The following is a 15,997-nucleotide window of genomic DNA, read 5'->3' as shown; positions in this document are numbered from 1 at the left end:
CCGGCAGCAGCGGTATGGGGATCACCGCCCGAGGGGTCGGGCTGCTCGTCGCCGCCGTCGTCCTGCTGGGTGTGGGCTTCCGGTTCGCGTACCCCGAGTTGACGCTGCTGGGCGCGGCAGCCGGAGCGGCTGTCGGCTACGCGGCGCTGGTCGCGGCCTGGCGGCCCCGGCTGACGGTGACGCGGCGGGCCGACCCGGACCGGGTGGCGCGGGGCGAGCCGGCGACCATGACGGTGACCGTCCGCAACACCGGGCGGCTGCGGTCGGCGAACCTGCTGGCCGAGGACCGGTGCGGGAAGCGGTCGGTGCCGGTGCCGCTGCTGCGGGTGCGGCCGGGTCGGGACACCGAGGTCCGGTACGAGGTGCCGACCGACCGCCGGGGGGTGGTGCCGGTGGGGCCGCTGCGGGTGACGCGGCGTGACCCGTTGGGGCTGGTGGCGCTGGCCCGCCCGTACGGCGAGACGACCCCGGTGTGGGTGCACCCGCGCATCCATCCGTTGACTGCGGTGCCGACCGGCGCGGGGCGCAGCCTCGACGGCCGGGTCGACGGGGTGCCGCACGGGTCGATCACCTTCGACTCGTTGCGGGAGTACGTGGTGGGTGACGAGTTACGCCGCGTGCACTGGCGGACCAGCGCCCGCGTCGGTGAGCTGATGGTCCGGGAGAACGTGGACACAAGCCTGCCGCGTCTGGTCGTCCTGCTGGACAACCGGGCGGTCGCGCATCCGCAGCAGGTGGACGGTGTGGCGGATTCGTTCGAGTCGGCCTGCGAGGCGGCGGCGTCGGTAGTCACCGCCGCGCACCGCGCCGACCTGCCGGTGCTGTTGCTGCTGGTCGGCCCGGAACTTGTCGAGCGCGGGGACGGCGACGCGGACGCCTCGCCCGCCCCGTTGGACCGGCTCGCCGCCGCCGAACTCTCCGACGACCGTGACGCGCTGCGCGCGGCCACCACCCGGCTGCGCCAGGACCGGCTCGGTGACACGCTCATCGTGCTGACCGGGCCGGGTGGTCGGGACGAGCTGGGGCATGTCGGCGCGCTGCGCGGGGCGTACCCGTCGGTGGTGGTCGGGGTGTTCGGCGCGGCCGAGCCGACGCCTCCGGGCGCGGCGGGCCTGGTGGTGGTCGACGCGGCCGACGGCGCGCAGTTCGCCGCCGAGTGGGACGGGGTGCGCCGGTGGTGACCCGTCTCGCGGGGACGCTCCGGGCCGCCGTGGTCCCGCTGGCGCTGATCGGGCTGACCGCGCTCGCCGGGGTGGTGCTCGGCCGGGTGTACGCGGGTGACCTGCTCACCCGGCTGGTCATCGGCGCGGCGGTCGGGTCGGTGCTGGTGAGCGTGGCCGCCCGACGGCTGCCGTCGTGGCTGGTGGCGCCGGTGTCGGTGGCCGCGATGGCCGGGTGGACGCTGCTGTCGCTGCGGCTGGCGGCGTCGCGCGCCGACCTGCCGGGCAGCCTGCTGGAGGTCACCTCGGACGCCGCGCGCAACGGCATCCCCCGGCTGCTCACCGCGATGATCCCGGTGGAGCCCACACCGGACACGGTGCTGGTGCCTGTGGTCGCCGCCTGGCTGGCCGGGCTGGCCGGTGCGGAGGTGGCGTTGCGTACCGGTCGGGTGCTGCTGGGCTACCTGCCGGCGGCCGGGCTGTACGCAGCCGCCCTCTACGTGGTCGGCCCGAACGCCGAACCGGCGGTGGGGCCGACGCTGGCGTTCGTCGCGGTAGCGGCGGTCGGTCTGGCGGTACCGGCGGGTGTGGCACCGGCCGGCGGCGATCCGAGCGCCGACCTGACCCCCGGGGTACGCGCGGCGGTGCGACTGCGCCTCGCCGTCACCTCGGCGCTGGGGGTGGCCCTGGTGCTCGGGCTCGTGGCGCTGCTCGGCCCGGTGGTGGCCGCGCAGGTCGACGGCCGGCCGGTGGACCCGCGCCGGTACGTGGAGCCGCCGCAGGTGCAGTCACTCGACGAGAACCCGCTGATCCGGATCTCCGGTTGGGCGTTGCACCCGGAGCAGAAGCTCCTCGACGTGAGCACGGTGCCGTCCGACGAACCGGCCGGGGATGCCGGGCCGGCCGCGGACGGAGGCGACAGCCCGCGGATCCGGCTGGCGGTGCTCAGCGACTACGACGGGGTGACCTGGCGGGTCGGCGCGACGTACCGCAACGCGGGGCGGATCCTGCCGGCCACCACGCCGGCGTCGGACAACACGGTGCAGACCGTCAGGCAGCAGATCACCGTGGCGGACCTGAGCGGTCGGCTGCTGCCCGCCGTGGCGACGCCGCGCGAGGTCAGTGGCGCGCGGGTGGCGTACGACCCGGCGACCGGGACGCTGATCCGGCCGGAGGGGTTGGCGCCGGGGCTGCGCTACACGGTGACCTCGGTGCGGGAACGGCCGGACACCAACCTGCTCACCACCGCGAACGTGCCCGCCGGTGACGAGGTTGCCCGGGTGCTGCGGGTCGCCGACGGCGTACCCGACACGCTGCGCAGGCTCGCCACCCAGCTTGCCGAGGACAACGGCGCCCCGTACGCGCGTGCGTTGGCGATCGAGCAGTTCCTGGCCGAGCACTACCGGGTGGTGGCCGACGCGCCGAGCGGGCACGCGTACCCGAATCTGGGTTTCTTCCTCTTCGGACCGCGCAACGCCGGTGGCCAGGAGGGCACGTCGGAGCAGTTCGCGGCGGCGTTCGCGGTCCTCGGTCGACTCAGCGGCCTGCCGACTCGGGTGGTGGTGGGCTTCCGGTCGGGCGGGCAGGGGACGGTACGGGCCGGTGACGCGTACGCCTGGCCGGAGGTGCTCTTCGACGGGCTGGGTTGGGTGCCGTTCGACCCGCTGCCCCGGCCGAACGAGGAGCCGAGGCCTGTGGAGGAGGACTTCCGACCGACACCTGAGGACCCGCCGCCTTCGGAGGCGCCGGCGCCGACCGTGGAGCCGACGGCGTCGCCCGAGCCGGTGGCGGCCGCCGACGGGCCGCCCGGCGGGGGCGGGGTTTCCACGCCCGTTCTGGTCGCCGGTGGCAGCGGCGGCCTGGTGCTGGTGGTGGGGGCTCTCCTGCTCACCCTGTTGGCGATGCGCCGCTCCCTCACCCGCAACCGGCTCGTCCGGGGCGACCCCGGCCAGCGCGTCGCCGGCGCCTGGCGGGAGGTCACCGACGCGCTGCGGCTGGCCGGGCGACCGGTCGGCGACGACCTGGCGGCCACCGAGGTCGCCGGGCACGCCCGCCGGGCCCTCGCCGACGCCCGGGTCCGCCACACCGGCGGCGGGCCGTCCGCCCCGGACGGTGTCGCGGGTACGGGCGACGGCGCGGCGGCCGCCGGAAAGCCGGACGGCGTCGACGAGTTGGCGGTCCTGCTCAACGAGGTGGGTTTCGCCCCCGGCGCCGTGACGCCCGACCAGGCGGGCCGGGCCGCCGAGATGGCCACCGCCTACGTGGCGACCCTGCGGTCCGCCCGCCCCTGGTGGCGCCGCCTCCTCTGGTCCGTCCACCCGGCCCCCCTACGCCGGGCCGGCCGACCCCCGCGCTGAGCAAGACCTGTTCGGGGGTCGCGCCGATGCCCGCGGGTCGCCAGGGCGTAGCCGCACCGATCAGGCGCTCAGGCGGCGGACCAGCTTGCGCATGCCGGCCTGCCAGCCGTCCGGGTCCTCGGCGCGGCGGCGCGCGTAGTCGGCGACCTCCGGGTGCGGCAGGATCAGGAACCGCTCCTCGGCGAGCCCGGCGACTGCCGCGTCGGCGACCTGGTCCGGGGTGAGCACCGCGCCGGAGGCGGCGATCACCCGAGCGCCCAGGTGACCCTCGACGATGCCCTCGGCGAGCATCGGCGTGTCCACGCCCTGCGGGCACAGCGCGCTGACCCGGATGCCCCGGTCCCGGTAGGTGATCGCCAGCCACTCGGCGAACCCCACCGAGGCGTGTTTCGTCGCGGTGTACGCGGCGTCGCCCACCGCCGTCAGCACGCCCGCCGCTGAGCACGTGTGCAGCAGGTGGCCGCCGCCCCGGGCGAGCATCCCGGGCAGCACCGCACGGGCCGAGTAGACGTGGGCGAGCACGTTGACCCGCCACGCCCGGTCCCAGCCGGCGTCGTCGACCTCCACTCCCCCACCTGTGGTCACGCCCGCGTTGGCGCAGAACAGGTCGATCCGGCCGTAGCGCTCCTCGGTGTCGGCGACCAGGTCGCGGACCTGCTCCTCGTCGGTGACGTCGAGGGCGATGGGGTGCGCGACAGGGCCGATGCCCTCGGCCACCGCGTCCGCCGCCTCGGCGTCCAGGTCGGCCACCACCACCGCGGCGGCGCCCTCGGCGGCGAACCGGCGCGACAGGGCCGCTCCGATGCCGCCGGCGCCGCCGGTGACCACCACGATCCGGTCGGTGAGGTTCACGCGGAGGCTCCTGCCGTGTCCGTGCCCAGCTGGGCGATGAGGGTGAGCAGCGCCGTCGCGCCGCCGGCGGTCACCTCAGGCGTGGGCAGCAGCGCGATCACCGGTACGTCCACGCCGGCGTCGGCGTAGCGGCGCACCTGGGCACGACACCGATCCGGAGTGCCGTGCAGCACCAACGCGTCGACCACCTCGTCCGGCACCGCCGCGCTGGCTCCGCGCCGGTCACCGGCGGCCCACGCCTGCCACATCGGCGCCAGCACCTCGTCGCGGCCCAGCCAGCGGTGGAACTCGGCGTACGCGGGGACGGTGAGGTAGCTGGTGATCAGCCGGCGGCCCAGCGCACGGGCGTACGTGGCGTCTTCGGTGGGGCACACGAAGATCCGGGCGGCCACCTCGAAGCCGGCGCGGCGCTCACCCAGCTCGCCGAGGGCGCGTGGCACGTCGTCGGCGCTGAGCCAGTTGAGGATGACCCCGTCGGCCTCGGCGCCGGCCAGCCGGAGCATCCCGGGACGCAGCGCGGCGAGCACGATCGGCGGCGGCACGGCGGGCGGCCGTTCGAGGGTGAACCGCCGCACGGTGAAGGTGTCGTAGACCTCGTCGACGGTCTCGCCGCGCAGCGCGGCGCGCAGGAAGCGCAGGACGTCCCGGGTACGCCGGAACGGCTCGTCGAAGCGCAGCGCGTTCCAGTCCCGTACGAGCACCGGCGAGGACGCGCCGATGCCGAGCGCGAACCGGCCCGGCGCGGCCTCGGCAAGCGCCGCGGCGCTCATCGCGAGCAGGCCCGGGCCTCTGGTGAACACCGGGGCGATGGCGGTGCCCAACCGCAGCCGGGGCTGCCAGGCGGCGGCGAGCGCCAGCGGGGTGAACGCGTCGGCCCCGGCAACCTCGGACGACCACACGTCGGTGAACCCGGCCCGGTCGAGAGCCGTGTAGGCGGCCTCGTGGTCGCTCAGTGCGAGCCCGCCGAACGGCACGGTCATGCCCCATCGATTCGTCACCGATCGATCGTGCCCGTTGACGGGGTGCCCGAGCAAGATCTTCGTACTGGGCAGAATCGCCGGTTTCCGGCTGTCGCGTCCGCGAAGGGTGCTACGACTTCGAGGTGGAACGGACCACCGGCGCAGGCCGCTGATCATGGGTTCCAGGGCGGCGGGCCGCCTGGAGCCGGTCCCGGCGGCGGCTGCGCCGGGCCGGGCCACCTTCCTTGAACTCTTCTTCGACCTGGCGTACGTCTTCGCGCTCACCCGGATCTCCGCGCGGGCGTTCGAGGACCTGACCCGCGCGCCGGCCCGTGAGCACAGTTGGGCGGCGGTCACCGGAGGCGGCAAGACGCTGCTGTTGCTGCTGGCGCTCTGGTACGTCTGGCAGGGCACGGCGTGGACGACAAGCAGGTACGACCCGTACAAGATCCCGCTCCAGACGGTCGTCCTGACCGCGCTGGTCTCCGGGATGGTGATGGGTGTGGCGATCCCGCGGGCGTTCTCCGAAGCCGGGTTGATGTTTGCGGTGGCGTACGTGGTGGCACAGGTGTCCCGGCCGGTGATCCTGTCGCTGGCGCTGGGCCCGCACCCGTACCGCCGGCTGAAGGTCCGCATGGCGGTGATCTTCGCCTTCACCGGGGTGTTGTGGATCGGTGGGGCGATGTTGCCGACCAACCCGCAGGTGGTGCTCTGGGCGGCGGCGCTTGCCATCGAGTATTTGGCCGCGCGGTACGGCTGGCCGGTGCCGGGGCTGGGTAGGTCGACGATCTCGAAGTGGGAGATCGCCGGAGAGCATCTGGCCGAGCGGTACCAGCAGTTCTTCCTCGTCGCCCTGGGCGAGACGATCCTGGTGGCCGGCTTCGCGTACAGCAGGGGGGAGTACGAGTCGGCGCACGCGTGGGCGTTCGGGCTGGCCCTTGCCACCTCGATCCTGCTGTGGCGGATCTACGTCCAGCGCGCCGGTCGGATCCTGGGTGAGGCGGTGGTGAAGGCTCGACATCCCGCCACCATCGGCCGCTCGGCCGCCGACACCCACCTGGTCATGGTGGTCGGCCTCTCCGCCACCGCGATCGGCTACGAGCTGTTCATCGAGCATCCGGTGGACCGGTTTCCGGCGGCGTGGCTGGCCCTGGTGCTCGGTGGACCGGCGCTGTTCCTGGCCGGCCGCGCCCGCTTCGAGTACGAGGTGTTCGGCAGGGTCTCCCGGTCCCGGTGGATCGCCATCCTGGTCCTGGTGGCGGCGGCCGTGCCGCTGCGGTACGTGCCCGGGATCGCCGCCGCCGCCGTCGCGGTGCTGGCGCTCGGCGCCGTCGCGGTCGCCGACGCCCGCCGGGCACGCGGCGCCCCGCCGGAGCCCGCCGCGCCACCGTTCTGACCCATCGGCGTACGGCACTGCCCGCGCGGTGCGGCCAGCTAATCTCGGCGGGTGACCTTCTCCCTCGTCGCCCGCTCCGCCGACGGCCGCCTGCACGGTGTGGTCGTGGCCAGCAAGTTCCTCGCCGCCGGGGCGCTGGTGCCCGCGGCGGAGGCCGAGGTCGGCGCGCTGGCCGCCCAGGCGCACGTCAACCTGGCCTACCGTCCCCAGGGGCTGACCCTGCTGCGCACCGGGGTGGCCGCCGCCGACGTGGTGGCCGGCCTGACCGCCGCCGACCCCGAACGGGAGCACCGCCAGCTCGGAGTGGTGGCCGCCACCGGTCCGGGCGAGAGTTGGACAGGGTCGGCCTGCCATCCGTGGGCCGGCGGGCGGACCGGCGACGGCTGGGCCGCGCAGGGCAACATCCTCACCGGCCCGGAGGTGGTCGACGCGTTGGCCGACGCGTGGCTGGCCGGGTCGACGCTGCCGTTCGCCGAGCGGCTGGTCGCCGCGCTGCGCGCCGGTGACGAGGCCGGCGGGGACCGGCGGGGCCGGCAGAGCGCCGGGCTGCTGGTGGTCGAGCGCGGCGGCGGGTACGGCGGCCGGAGCGACGTGCTCGTCGACCTGCGGGTGGACGACCACCCCGACCCGATCACCGAGCTGGGTCGGCTGCTGGCCGTGCACACAATGCTGTTCAGCAGGCCCGACCCGGCCACCCTCCTGGACCTGAGCGGCGCGGTCGCCGACGAGGTGGCGGCCCTGCTCACCGCGCTCGGCCACCAGGTGGCCGGCGACGGGCCCGAGGCGGCGCTGGTCTCCTGGGCGGGGTTGGAAAATCTGGAGGAGCGCCTGGTGCCGGGGCGGATCGACCCGGTGGTGCTGACGCACCTGCGCCGCGTCGCGCCGCACGTCCCCGCCCCCCGCTCCGCGACCTGACCCGGCCTGCCGTACGAGCAGCCGGCGGCCGGGCGGGCCAGCGGACCGTCGCCGGCCGAGCAGCCGGTGGCCGTTCCACGTCAACTGCCGAAGGCGAGCCAGCGGAATCCCGCCGCGTCGATGTGGGCAGGCTCTGCGGGGGTCGGGGGCAGCCGCCCGGTGGTCTTACGGATCAGCGTCAGCGTGTCCCACCGCAGCCCGGCCGGCACCGGTCGTCCGCCGGTGAGCAGATCGCCGATCACGGTAGCCGCCTGCGGGGTGAGCCACGGCGGCCGGCCCAGGGCGGCGGCCAGGTCCAGGCCGTGCACGCCCACCTCGACCACCCGGGTCCGCAGGAACTCGGTGAGCCGCATCGCGTCGCCGTGCCGTGTGCGTACGACCCGCTCCGGCGGGGCGGCCGCGACGGCCGCGTCGGCGGCCTGCCAGGCGCGCTCGAACTCGGCAGGCAACGCCGCCGACGGTACCTGTCGTGCGTCGCGACGGCCGCCGGCGATCCGCTCGGCGTCCACCGGCGCGGTGAACTTCGACGCACCGAAGTAGCCGGCGGCGTCCACCTCGGCGCGCGGCGGTGCGGGCGCGGCCAGCATGTCGGCCAGCCGTCCGGCGCCCGTGCGCACGTGGGCGATCAGCTCCCGGACCGTCCACGGCGGGCAGTCGGTCGGCAGGTCGAGGTCCGCTTCGTCGAGCTCGTGGAGGACGCCGGTGAGCCGGGCGCACTCGGCACGGAACGCCACACGGACCGGCTCCACCGCGGGGATCAGCCCTTGACCCGGGGGACGAGGCGGTGCACGACGGTCAGCACCAGCGCCATCACCACGGCCATCGTGCCGGCGATGCCGGCGGCGCTGCCCGCGTACCCGACGAAGAGCGGACGGCGGCTCAGTTCGTCCGGCCCGGTGCCGCGCAGGTCGACGAGCCAGGACAGCGCCAGCCCGCAGGCGATCAGGGCGAGGACACCTGCCACGCCGAGCACCAGCGCGGCGATCCGGTGCGCGTCGCCGGGCGCGACCTCGGCCTGTTCCCGCTGGGTGACGAGCAGGAGCAGACCGGCCAGCGCCGCCCACACCCCCACCACCAGGTACGCGGCGACCGCGTCGCTGGGCCGGTGCCAGCCGGCGGAGAGGGTGGCCACCCCGGCGAGGGCGGCGTAGCCGGCGCCGAGGAAGGCGCCCACCGCGCGCACCTTGCGGGGCAGAACGAGCACCAGCGCGACCGCCACCGACGCGGCCACCGCCGTGTGTCCACTGGGCAGGCTGTTGCCGACGGCGGCCCGCTCCGGGTCGAGGCCGTAGTCCGGCCGGTTCAGCCCGTACTTGAGCAGTTGGGTGGAGACGTTCGCGCCGGCGATCAGCAGCGTCGCGGTGATGGCCAGCGCGATCCGCCCCCGGATGAGGGCGATGAACCCGATCACGGCGGTGGCGGCCACCAGGGACACCACAGACATCGCGTTGAGGATCCGGTCGACGGGGCCGTCGATGCGGTCCTGCCCGATCCGGTTGCCGGTCAGGGCGACCGTGTCCACCCACTGGCCGATCTCGGTGTGCACGGCCACCCGCCAGACGGCGAGGAAGGCGGCCGCCTGGACGAGGGCCAGTACGACCAACCAGACCGCAGTCCAACCCCGTGCCGTCGCGCGCATCCGCACACCGTAGCGGCAGGGGTCGGCCGGCCGACCGGTGGCCCGCCGCCTGTCGATGGTTAGGTTGGGCTCGGGTGAGGAGGTGGCGGTGGGCGACACACCGGAGCGCGACGCGGGCCAGGTGGAACGCGGCGATCGGCGGCCGGTCGGTGACGGGCCGGGTGGCGGTCCGGCGCGGGCCGAGTCGCTGGCGGACCTGCTGGGCGGCCGGGGCGGGGCCGTCGACGCCACGCTGCCGCCGCTGGCGTTCGCGGCGGGTTGGCTGCTCGGCGGCGAGTCGTTGTGGGCCGGGGTGGGCGCGGCGCTTGCCGTCGGCGCGACGGTGGCAGGCGTACGGCTGCGTCGGGGTGACCGGCCGCGCTCGGTGCTGATCGGCCTTCTGGCGGTCTGCGTCGCGGCGCTGATCGCGGTGCGGACGGGCCGGGCGGAGAACTTCTTTCTCATCCAGTTGCTCTCCAACGCCGCGAGCGCGTTGTTGTGGACGGTGAGCATCGTGGTGCGCTGGCCGCTGCTCGGGGTGCTGGTCGGCGCGGTGCTCGGTCAGCGGACCCGGTGGCGGCGCGACCCGGCGCTGCTGCGCGGGTACGGCCGGGCCAGTTGGGTGTGGACGGCGACGTACCTGCTGCGGGTGGCGGTGTTCGTGCCGCTGTACCTGGGCGGGCAGGTCCTCGGGCTGGTGGTGGCGCGGGTGGCGCTGACGTGGCCGCTTGTCGCGGCGGCGCTCGCGGTGAGCTGGCTGGTGCTGCGCCGGTCGTTGCCGGCCGGGCATCCGGGGTTGCGGAATCCGGCCACCGGTGAGCCTTCCGGCGGGTGAGCCGGGCGCCGGTCCGGGACAAAATAGTGGAGAGGCCGCCACGGGGGGAGCGGCCTCTCCGGTGACGTACGTTACTCCGTCACGGTCCTTTGTGTGATCCCGCCTGGGCCCGAATTTCTGGGCTTTTTCGCGGCTTCCTCCAGTCCGGGCGGGTGGGGTGAGCCGGCCGATCCGCTGCGTTGTCCGGAGGGCCGGCTCACCCCGGCCTGACCGTGGGTGTCAGGCCGTCCGCCGGCCGGGTCCCATCGTTCCCCCGGACCCGGCCGAACCCCCGGGGTGGGCGGGGGCGCCACCCACCCCGGGTCGTTGTCAGCCGTTCGGGAACAGGTTGCCGTAGTCGGCGTACGCCATGGCGACGTCGGCCTGCGCCCAGAAGCGGTGGTAGTTGAACGTGGGCTCCGGGCCGCCGTCCAGGTACGCCTGCACCTTGGGCCAGTCCGGGTCGTTCTTGTAGAAGGAACGGATGTCCAGGAAGCTCTTGCCCGCGGCGATGGCGTCGCCGTTCGGCATCTTCCCGGTCCAGCCCGGCGGGACGTAGAGGCCCTGCCCGGTGGACGCGTCGTAGGTGTCGTCGAAGCGCCGGTAGTCACCCCGCGACTCGGTGGTGGAGACACCCTTGGCGTCGCTGGCGGCGGACAGCGCGTCGAGCAGACCCTTCGCGGTGTCCTTGGCAGCCGTGTCGCCCGACTTGGCCGCGTACGCGATGAGGGTGCGGGCGTAGGCGGCGGTGACTCCGACGTCCTGACCCTTGACCGTGACCTCGACGTGCAGGTTGGTGTTGGGCTGTGGGCTGGACGGGTTCCAGGTGGTCGGCTGGCCGGTCCACTTCATGTCCGACGGGATCGACCAGTTGGTGCCGAGTGTGGTGTTGGCGATCGCCCACGGCACCCACTTGTCCAGCAGCGCCTTGGCCTTTGCGTTGCCGGTCTGCAGGTACAGCTCGGCGATCCGTTGCATCGACCACGCCTGCATGCCGAACCACTGGTTCGACGGCGGATCGTTGTAGACCGGGTCGACGTCGTAGAACATGCCGTAGAAGGTGCTGATGCCGGCCGGCGGCTGGGCGTAGCTGCCGTCCCAGCTGTTGGTGGCGCCACCGGCGATGCCGCCCTCGGCGGACTGGAGCCAGGTGTAGAACTCCAGCTGCCGCTCGAAGCTCTTGGTCCAGTCGGCGACGGCTGTCGCCGACTGCGGCTTCAGCTCGGGGGTGTTGGTCAGCGCCCAGGCCGCGAACGGGTTCTGGTAGCCGAAGTGGTTGTGGCTGGAGCCGATCCGCCAGGACCAGTTCTGGCTGGTGTCGTACGCGCCACCCCAGGCGTAGTACCAGGACAGCAGGTAGTGCGCCGAGTCCTTGCCGCTGCCGGCGGGGCAGGTGCTGGCCCCGACGCAGTTGCCGATCTTCTTGAAGTACTTGTCGAACATGGCGTACCGCAGGTAGTCGCCCATCTTGGCGGCCTTGGCCACGGTGGCGGCGACGTCGGCCTGCTTGTTCTGCTCCTTGGCCCAGGTCAGCGCCCAGTACGCGGCCTGCACGGCGCGGGCGTCGGCGTCCGGGGCGTTCGTGTACTTCCACTGCTTGGCGGGGGCGCCGGTGTCCTTGACGAACAGGTCGAGGTAGCCGTACTGACCGCCGTGCTTGAAGGTGTCGCAGGACGGCTGCGGGACGGTCTCCCACACCGATTCCTGCGTACCCCGCTGGAAGGTGTTGATGTAGGCCGGCTTGGTGGTGCCGTCGCCGCAGCGGCCGAAGCCGTAGGTGTTGTCGACGTCCATCAGCCAGTGCATGCCGTAGATGTCACCGGTGCCGTAGGTGGACTGGAGCTCCGAGCGGAGCGGGTCCTGTCCGACCGGGATGTTCGGGTTCAGCGCCGAGGGGTACTGGCTGGGCAGGTTGTACTCCGCCGCGTACTGCGGGGTGCCGGCGGAGCCAGCGGTCGGCTGGTCGGCGTGGGTCGGGATGATGTACTTCTCCATGACCGTCCACGCGTTGTTGAACGGGGCCCAGTTCTGGGTGACCCGGCCGTAGTAGGCCTCCAGCCACAGCCAGAAGCTGAACGCCTCGGAGGTGGTCTCGTGGCCGTGGTCCGGCGCCTCGACGATCAGCGTCTCGACCGAGTGGTAGGGCACGCCCTCGGGGCTGAAGTAGCCCGAGTTCTTGATCTTGCCGTACTGGTCGAGGAACTTCTTGATGTAGGCGTTGTCGCCGCCGCCGGGGGTGTCGTTGTCGATCTCGGTGGCGGCGACCGCCAGCGAGGCGAGGCCAGTGGCGGAGGCGGTGATGGTGGCGGCGCCGCCCGCGGTGTCGCTGTCCTCCGCCGCGGCGACCGTGACGGTGACCCCGGTGCTCCAGTTGCTGGGCGTCAGCGTGACGGTGGCCGGCGAGACCGTGACATCGGTGTCGCCGGTGCGGGTGAGGGTGACCGGCACGTTGGCCGTCGGCGCGGCGCTGAGCTTCAGGTTGAAGGTGGCGGTGCCACCCTCGCTGACGCTCACCGCGGACGGGGTGGCGACAAGCGTCGGGCCGGTGGCGGCGCCGACGGTGAACGACTTCTCGTCGACACCGATGCCGTTGGCGTTGTCGTACGCCTTGGCCTGGACGGTGTAGCTGCCGGCCGGCAGGTCCTCCTGTGTGTACGCGTACGGCGCGGAGGTGTCGGTGTTGATCAGCAGGCCGTTGCGGTAGAACTCGACCTTGCTGATCGTCCCGTCCGGGTCGCTCGCGGTGGCGGTCAGCGGCACGTCGGCGGGTGCGGTGAACGGCCCGGACGGCACGCCGAGGGAGACCGTCGGCGGCTGGTTGGCCGCGGTGCCGTTGCAGGTGGTCCCGTTCAGGGTGAACGAGGTGGGCTTCGGGTTGCTGCCCGTGTGGGAGCCGTTGAAGCCGATGGTGGTGGACGCCCCGGTGCCGAGGTTGCCGTTGTACGACTCGTTTGTCGCGGTGACCTCGCTGCCGGTCTGGCTGAACCTGGCCGACCAGCCCTGGGTGACCCGCTGGCCGCTGTTCGGGAAGGTCCACTTGAGGGTCCAGTTGCTGACCGCGTCGCCCAGGTTCTTGATGGTGACGTTCGCGGTGAAGCCGTTGTTCCAGTCGTTCGTCGCGTAGACCACGTCGCAGGCGGGTGCGGCCTGCGCGGCGCCGGCGGGCAGGGTCACCCCGCCGACGGCGAGCGCGACGGCGGCGATGATCGCCACGCGGCGGCGTCGTGCCAGTTGTCTCATGTGCGCGGTGTCTCCTCGGGCCAGGCCGGGATGGTCCCGGCGGGGCGCCTGCCCGCGAGGGTGGTGGTCGCGGGGGATTCGAGGCGCCGGGAAGGTGGTCTCCCCCGGGCCCGGCCGGGGTACGGCGGTGTGGCCGGCACGGGAGGGGGTCCCGTCGGCCGCATTCGGGTGCCGTGACCGGATGTCGTGCTGCCGGCTGCCCTCGGCGGACCCGCGCTCACGCGATGTGGCTCCTGTCGCGTCGAATCGACAGTGTGCCATGGAAGCGCTCCCACGACAAGCGGAGAGCGGGTCGAATCAGGTCCTTGTTTCGATCTCGTTTTGGGTCTTTCACAAAGGCGTGACGGGCGTTACAGTCGCAACATCGGTCGATGGGAGCGCTTCCATCGACAAGTTCCAACAAGAAGATCGCCGGGACCGTCTCCGGACGGGCCCGGGGAATCAGCCCGAAGGCCGACGGCGGGCCAGCCCGGACGCCGCCGTCAGCCATCGTCCCGCCACACGGAGGGAGGTGGAACCAGAGCCACTCGCGTGGCCCGGCTCCCGCGCGACACGCACGGCAGGACCCAAATTCCGCCCGTGTGTGTGCAGTTACGGTGGGGACGGGGGTTGCCCTCCCCCGTCCCCACACTAAACCCCCGTACACGATGGGAAAAGAGGCCGACGGGACAGGCGCACCGCGCCGCCCGGTCGGCCTCGTTCGCTGTCCGGGGCCCTCACCCGCCTCAACCCGACAGCGTCGGCCGCCAGGACGGCCGGCTGACCGGGAGGGCCGCCCCTGACCTATCCTGGGAGCGCTCCCGAATCTCGGCGGTGGCCCCGTATCCACGAGGAGAATCCATGTCGATACCCACCGGGCCCGCCGGCCCGCTGCGCTTCCCCGACGACTTCGGATGGGGCGCGGCCACCTCCGCGTACCAGATTGAGGGCGCCGCCAAGGAGGACGGCCGCGGCGAGTCGATCTGGGACACGTTCAGCCACGCCCCCGGGCGCACCCGCAACGGCGACACCGGCGACGTCGCCGCCGACCACTACCACAGGTACGCCGAAGACCTCGACCTGATGCGCGACCTCGGGCTGCGCAGCTACCGCTTCTCCATCTCCTGGCCCCGGATCCAGCCCGACGGCACCGGCGCCCCCAACCAGCGTGGTCTCGACTTCTACAGGCGCCTCCTGGACGGTCTGCACGACCGCGGCATCGCCCCGATGGCCACCCTGTTCCACTGGGACCTGCCGCAGGCGTTGCAGGACGCCGACGGGTGGGAGTCGCGCGACACCGCCCTGCGCTTCGCCGACTACGCCGACGCGGTCTTCACCGCCCTCGGCGACCGGGTGCCGGTCTGGCTCACCATCAACGAGCCCAAGACGGTGGTGCAGAACGGCTACCTCATCGGCCACCACGCCCCCGGCCGACAGGACCCGGACGCCGCCTACCTGGTCGCCCACCACCTCCAGCTCGCCCACGGGCTCGCCGTACGCGCGCTGCGCGCCGCCGACGGCACCGCCCGGATCGGCCCCGCGCTCAACCTGCACCCCTGCTACCCCGCCGACGACTCACCGCAGGCGGCCGCCGCCGCCCGGCTGTACGACGGCTACGAGAACCGCCTCTACCTCGACTCCCTGCTCATGGGCAGCTACCCCGAGGACGTCCTGGCCGACCTGGGCCCCGGGAGTCGGATGGTCCGCGGCATCCGCGACGGCGACCTCGCGGTGATCTCCTCGCCCGTCGACCTGCTGGCCGTGCAGTACTACACGCCCATCTACGTCACGGCCGACGGCGGCACCGAACACCGCTGGCCGACCTCCGAGGCCCAGTGGCAGCAGATCTACCCCGACGGGATGTACGACATCCTGACCCGGGTCACCCGCGACTACGGCCCCATCCCGCTGACCGTCACCGAGAACGGCCTGCCCACCCCCGACACCCTGGCCGCCGACGACACAATCGACGACGCCGGCCGGATCAGCTTCCTGCGCGACCACCTGGCCGCCGCGCACCGCGCCATCACCGACGGGGTGCCGCTGGAGAGCTTCCACGTCTGGTCGATGCTCGACAACTTCGAGTGGGACGAGGGGTACGACCAGCGCTGGGGGCTCGTCTACGTGGACTACCCGAGCCAGCGGCGGGTGCTCAAGCGCAGCGCCCACTGGTATCGGTCGGTCATCGCCGACGGCGGCTTCTGAAGGCAGGCAACCCGGACGGACGGCCGGGCCCGGACGGCTCGGCTCCGGCGCAGAGCCGTGACCGTCCGGGCAGCGGTCGACCCTCGTCAGCGCGGCAGCGCCTGCTGCAACTCCGCCCGCAGCGCCGGGGTCAGCATCTCCCCAGCCTGCTTGGCCAGCCGGGCCATCTCATAGCCCACCACGCCGATGTCCGCGTCACCGGCGGCCAGGGTGGCCAGGATCGACCCGTCCCGCACCTGCATCACCAGGAAGTAGCCCCGGCCCATCTCGACCACCGTCTGCTTGACAATGTCGCCGTCGAACATCTGGGCCGCGCCCGCGGTGATGCTCATCAGCCCGGAGGTCACCGCGGCGAGCTTGTCGGCGTGATCCCTCGGCAGGTGGTCGGAGATCGCCACCAGCAGCCCATCGGAGGAGACCACCACCGCGTGCGCCACACCCGGCACCCGCTCCGCGAAGGCGCTCACCAGCCAGCTCAGGTCCCGCGCCTCCTGGCTCAACG

At 73.4% G+C, this 15,997-nt stretch carries 12 protein-coding genes; 6 read left to right on the top strand and 6 right to left on the bottom strand.

The window, feature by feature from the left end; all coding sequences use genetic code 11:
- Nucleotides 1–14 precede the first annotated feature (14 nt).
- Nucleotides 15–1,181: a DUF58 domain-containing protein gene (locus tag AB0N27_RS03970; RefSeq protein ID WP_364362864.1), complete on the top strand. Its 1,167-nt coding sequence runs from the start codon at nucleotides 15–17 to the stop codon at nucleotides 1,179–1,181.
- Complete coding sequence (locus tag AB0N27_RS03965; RefSeq protein ID WP_364362863.1) at nucleotides 1,175–3,517, top strand: transglutaminaseTgpA domain-containing protein; 2,343 nt, start codon at nucleotides 1,175–1,177, stop codon at nucleotides 3,515–3,517. Before AB0N27_RS03970 ends, AB0N27_RS03965 begins: the two co-directional genes overlap by 7 nt.
- Nucleotides 3,518–3,577: 60 nt before the next feature.
- On the opposite strand, the gene AB0N27_RS03960 is transcribed toward AB0N27_RS03965, so the two are convergent.
- Both AB0N27_RS03960 and AB0N27_RS03955 read right to left on the bottom strand, forming a co-directional pair.
- Nucleotides 3,578–4,369 (bottom strand): SDR family oxidoreductase, encoded by a 792-nt coding sequence (locus AB0N27_RS03960; protein WP_364362862.1) that lies wholly within the window; start codon nucleotides 4,367–4,369, stop codon nucleotides 3,578–3,580.
- Nucleotides 4,366–5,349, bottom strand: coding sequence for an LLM class F420-dependent oxidoreductase (locus AB0N27_RS03955; protein WP_364366044.1), 984 nt, complete (start codon nucleotides 5,347–5,349; stop codon nucleotides 4,366–4,368). The genes AB0N27_RS03960 and AB0N27_RS03955 overlap by 4 nt, the downstream gene beginning before the upstream one ends.
- Nucleotides 5,350–5,503: 154 nt before the next feature.
- Here AB0N27_RS03955 and AB0N27_RS03950 point away from each other — a divergent pair, with 154 nt between their 5' ends.
- Together AB0N27_RS03950 and AB0N27_RS03945 are read left to right on the top strand one after the other, a co-directional pair.
- Nucleotides 5,504–6,724 (top strand): low temperature requirement protein A, encoded by a 1,221-nt coding sequence (locus AB0N27_RS03950; RefSeq protein ID WP_364362861.1) that lies wholly within the window; start codon nucleotides 5,504–5,506, stop codon nucleotides 6,722–6,724.
- A 51-nt stretch (nucleotides 6,725–6,775) separates the two neighbouring features.
- Nucleotides 6,776–7,639, top strand: a complete 864-nt coding sequence (locus AB0N27_RS03945) for a DUF1028 domain-containing protein (protein WP_364362860.1) — start codon at nucleotides 6,776–6,778, stop codon at nucleotides 7,637–7,639.
- Between the two features lie 80 nt (nucleotides 7,640–7,719).
- Here AB0N27_RS03945 and AB0N27_RS03940 read toward each other — a convergent pair whose 3' ends face one another.
- Both AB0N27_RS03940 and AB0N27_RS03935 read right to left on the bottom strand, forming a co-directional pair.
- On the bottom strand, nucleotides 7,720–8,388 hold the full coding sequence (locus tag AB0N27_RS03940) for a maleylpyruvate isomerase N-terminal domain-containing protein (RefSeq protein WP_364362859.1): 669 nt from the start codon (nucleotides 8,386–8,388) through the stop codon (nucleotides 7,720–7,722).
- Nucleotides 8,389–8,396: 8 nt separating this feature from the next.
- The gene (locus tag AB0N27_RS03935) at nucleotides 8,397–9,284 is read right to left on the bottom strand and encodes a phosphatase PAP2 family protein (RefSeq protein WP_364366041.1); all 888 of its coding nucleotides are present in this window, start codon (nucleotides 9,282–9,284) and stop codon (nucleotides 8,397–8,399) included.
- A gap of 115 nt (nucleotides 9,285–9,399) precedes the next feature.
- Between AB0N27_RS03935 and AB0N27_RS03930 the strand changes: the two genes are divergently transcribed.
- A complete protein-coding gene (locus AB0N27_RS03930) occupies nucleotides 9,400–10,092 on the top strand; it encodes a DUF3159 domain-containing protein (protein ID WP_364366038.1) in 693 nt (230 codons plus the stop codon).
- Between the two features lie 309 nt (nucleotides 10,093–10,401).
- Here AB0N27_RS03930 and AB0N27_RS03925 read toward each other — a convergent pair whose 3' ends face one another.
- Nucleotides 10,402–13,311, bottom strand: a complete 2,910-nt coding sequence (locus AB0N27_RS03925) for a glycoside hydrolase family 48 protein (RefSeq protein WP_364362858.1) — start codon at nucleotides 13,309–13,311, stop codon at nucleotides 10,402–10,404.
- Between the two features lie 840 nt (nucleotides 13,312–14,151).
- Between AB0N27_RS03925 and AB0N27_RS03920 the strand changes: the two genes are divergently transcribed.
- The gene (locus AB0N27_RS03920) at nucleotides 14,152–15,495 is read left to right on the top strand and encodes a GH1 family beta-glucosidase (protein WP_364362857.1); all 1,344 of its coding nucleotides are present in this window, start codon (nucleotides 14,152–14,154) and stop codon (nucleotides 15,493–15,495) included.
- Between the two features lie 86 nt (nucleotides 15,496–15,581).
- On the opposite strand, the gene AB0N27_RS03915 is transcribed toward AB0N27_RS03920, so the two are convergent.
- Nucleotides 15,582–15,995: a roadblock/LC7 domain-containing protein gene (locus tag AB0N27_RS03915; RefSeq protein WP_197281421.1), complete on the bottom strand. Its 414-nt coding sequence runs from the start codon at nucleotides 15,993–15,995 to the stop codon at nucleotides 15,582–15,584.
- Between the last annotated feature and the right edge of the window lie 2 nt (nucleotides 15,996–15,997).

Origin of the sequence: Micromonospora sp. NPDC093244, assembly GCF_040683695.1 — a bacterium.
Classification (GTDB): domain Bacteria; phylum Actinomycetota; class Actinomycetes; order Mycobacteriales; family Micromonosporaceae; genus Micromonospora.
This window is presented reverse-complemented; position numbering and strand designations above follow the sequence as displayed.

Coding starts and splice junctions, on each gene's coding strand:
- AB0N27_RS03955 (WP_364366044.1), bottom strand. CDS start 5,349: ATGACCGTGCCGTTCGGCGGGCTCGCACTGAGCGACCACGAGGCCGCC.
- AB0N27_RS03920 (WP_364362857.1), top strand. CDS start 14,152: ATGTCGATACCCACCGGGCCCGCCGGCCCGCTGCGCTTCCCCGACGAC.
- AB0N27_RS03925 (WP_364362858.1), bottom strand. CDS start 13,311: ATGAGACAACTGGCACGACGCCGCCGCGTGGCGATCATCGCCGCCGTC.
- AB0N27_RS03950 (WP_364362861.1), top strand. CDS start 5,504: ATGGGTTCCAGGGCGGCGGGCCGCCTGGAGCCGGTCCCGGCGGCGGCT.
- AB0N27_RS03970 (WP_364362864.1), top strand. CDS start 15: ATGGGGATCACCGCCCGAGGGGTCGGGCTGCTCGTCGCCGCCGTCGTC.